The 2,643-nt window shown below is 48.9% G+C and carries 2 protein-coding genes and 1 pseudogene; all 3 read left to right on the top strand.

Annotated features, from left to right (window positions below; all coding sequences use genetic code 11):
• Positions 1-159 precede the first annotated feature (159 nt).
• Positions 160-1,254, top strand: coding sequence for a DNA adenine methylase (locus Q0386_RS07310; RefSeq protein WP_299029190.1), 1,095 nt, complete (start codon positions 160-162; stop codon positions 1,252-1,254).
• 112 nt (positions 1,255-1,366) lie between these two features.
• The gene (gene recA / locus Q0386_RS07305) at positions 1,367-2,473 is read left to right on the top strand and encodes a recombinase RecA (RefSeq protein WP_122862405.1); all 1,107 of its coding nucleotides are present in this window, start codon (positions 1,367-1,369) and stop codon (positions 2,471-2,473) included.
• Positions 2,474-2,477: 4 nt separating this feature from the next.
• Positions 2,478-2,643 (top strand): annotated as a pseudogene (gene eno, locus Q0386_RS07300) (phosphopyruvate hydratase); the annotation flags it as partial.

Genomic DNA, 2,643 nt, shown 5'->3' with positions numbered 1-2,643 from the left:
ATCGTCGGCGTCGGGCGAGTGAGCGACGTTTATATGCTTAAAAATCTTCAAATTTTATCCTTTTTGCTCCGCTTTAAATTTCGCGCGTAGTTTGATTGCGAAATTATAGTAAATTTTTGCTACAATCGCCATAAAAATGCGGAATTTATAAAGAAAAATATGGAAAATCAGGCGTATTTAAAAGAGCAAATTTTAACTTATCTTGGCAACAAACGCTCGCTTTTAGGCTTTATCGAACAAGGCGTAAATATCGCAAAGCACGCGCTTGGCAAAGAAAAACTAAGCTGCTGCGACCTTTTTAGCGGTAGCGGCATCGTGTCGCGGTTTCTAAAATCCCACGCAAATTTCATCGTCGCAAACGATTTGGAGCTTTATAGTCGCGTAACAAACGAATGCTACCTCGCAAACGCGGACGCGAAATTTAAAAAAGAGCTTGATTTTTGGCATGAAAAATTAACTTGCCAAATCGGCTCAAATTTGCAGGAAGGTTTTATCTGCGAGCTTTACGCGCCAAAAGACGAGGCAAATATTTTGGCAACGGACCGCGTCTTTTACACGAAGAAAAACGCCGCCTACATCGACACCGCGCGCCAGATGATCGACTCGCTCGTGCCGCAGGAGCTGCGCGTTTTTTTCATCGCTCCGTTGCTGTATTCAGCCAGTGTGCACGCTAATACTAGCGGCATTTTTAAGGGCTTTCATAAAAACAAGGACGGCCTTGGGCAGTTTGGCGGACGCGGCAAGCACGCGCTATCTCGCATCATGGCAGACATCAGCCTGCTTAAGCCCGTTTTTTCAAATTTTAACGTCGAATTTGACGTGCAAAGACGAGAGGCCGAGGGGCTTGCCGCCGAGCTTCCGCCGCTTGATCTAGTATATCTTGATCCGCCTTATAACCAGCACCCCTACGGCTCGAACTACTTTATGCTAAATTTGATCGCTAGCTACGAGCGTCCGAGCGAAATCTCGCGGGTTTCGGGTATCGCTAGAGGCTGGAACCGCTCAGTGTTTAATCAAAAATCAGCCGCCGCACCCGCGTTTTTCGAGCTAATCTCAAAACTAAAAGCCAAATTCGTGCTCATCTCGTTTAACTCCGAGGGCTTCATCGCGCGCGAGGAATTTAGCCAAAATTTAGCGAGGCTTGGCGAAGTGCAAATTTTGGAGCAAAAATACAACGCCTTTCGCGGCAGTAGAAATCTAGCCAGCCGCCCGACGCACGTGAGCGAGCTGCTTTACGTTTTAAAAAAGGCGTAAATTTAGGCTAAATTTGACCGCGTCCAAACACGTCTCAAATTTACGTGAATAATCAAAAATTCATCTCAAATTTGATAAAATCAGCCCGATTATTTTAAATTTAAGGAAGCCGATGGCAAAAGAAAAAGAAGAGAAAAAGATAGTCCCGCCGACAAACGATTCGGACAAGAAAAAGGCCTTAGACGCGGCTTTAAAGCAGATAGATAAAGCATTTGGCAAGGGTACGCTAATTCGCCTGGGAGACAAACAGGTCGAGGCTATAGATAGTATCTCCACTGGCTCGCTGGGTCTTGACCTAGCCCTTGGTATAGGCGGCATCCCAAAGGGCCGTATTATCGAGGTTTACGGACCTGAGAGCTCGGGCAAAACGACTCTAACCTTGCACATCATCGCCGAAGCGCAAAAAGCGGGAGCTACGTGCGCCTTTATCGACGCCGAGCACGCTCTAGACGTGAAATACGCGGCAAATTTGGGCGTAGATACCGAAAATCTCTACGTCAGCCAGCCAGATTTTGGCGAGCAGGCGCTTGAGATCGTAGAAAACCTCGCTAGAAGCGGTGCAGTCGAGCTGATCGTAGTCGATAGCGTCGCGGCGCTAACGCCAAAAAGCGAGATCGAGGGCGATATGGGCGATCAGCACGTAGGCTTGCAAGCGCGACTTATGAGCCAAGCGCTGCGCAAACTAGCCGGCGTCGTGCACAAGATGAACACGACCGTGATATTTATCAACCAAATTCGTATGAAAATCGGCGCTATGGGTTACGGCACGCCTGAGACCACTACGGGCGGTAATGCGCTTAAATTTTACGCATCCGTGCGCCTAGACGTGCGAAAAATCGCCACTCTAAAACAAAACGAAGAGCCTATCGGCAACCGCACGAAGGTAAAAGTCGTGAAAAACAAGGTCGCGCCTCCGTTTAAAACGGCGGAATTTGACATAATGTTCGGCGAGGGTATCAGCCGCGACGGCGAGATCATCGACTACGGCGTGAAGCTCGATATCATCGACAAAAGCGGCGCGTGGTTTAGCTACAAAGCCGCCAAAATCGGCCAAGGCCGCGAAAACGCAAAAGCCTATCTCAAAGAGCACCCCGAGATATCAGACGAGATCGTAGCGACGATAAAAAGCTCGATCGGCCTAGATAAGCTAATAAGCGGCGCGGGCGGCAAAGATAGCGACGACGAAAGCGAAAGCATAGAAGAAAATACGGAGGAATAAAATAATGGTATTTATAGAAGACGTAACGGCGATAGAAGTACTCGATAGCCGCGGCAACCCGACCGTAAAGGCGACCGTGGCTCTAAGCGACGGCACCGTAGCAAGCGCGATAGTCCCAAGCGGCGCAAGCACGGGCAAACGCGAGGCGCTGGAGCTTCGCGATAAGGATG

This window comes from uncultured Campylobacter sp. (assembly GCF_938045625.1).
GTDB lineage: Bacteria > Campylobacterota > Campylobacteria > Campylobacterales > Campylobacteraceae > Campylobacter_A.
This window is presented reverse-complemented; position numbering and strand designations above follow the sequence as displayed.

Coding starts and splice junctions, on each gene's coding strand:
- Q0386_RS07310 (WP_299029190.1), top strand. CDS start 160: ATGGAAAATCAGGCGTATTTAAAAGAGCAAATTTTAACTTATCTTGGC.
- recA (WP_122862405.1), top strand. CDS start 1,367: ATGGCAAAAGAAAAAGAAGAGAAAAAGATAGTCCCGCCGACAAACGAT.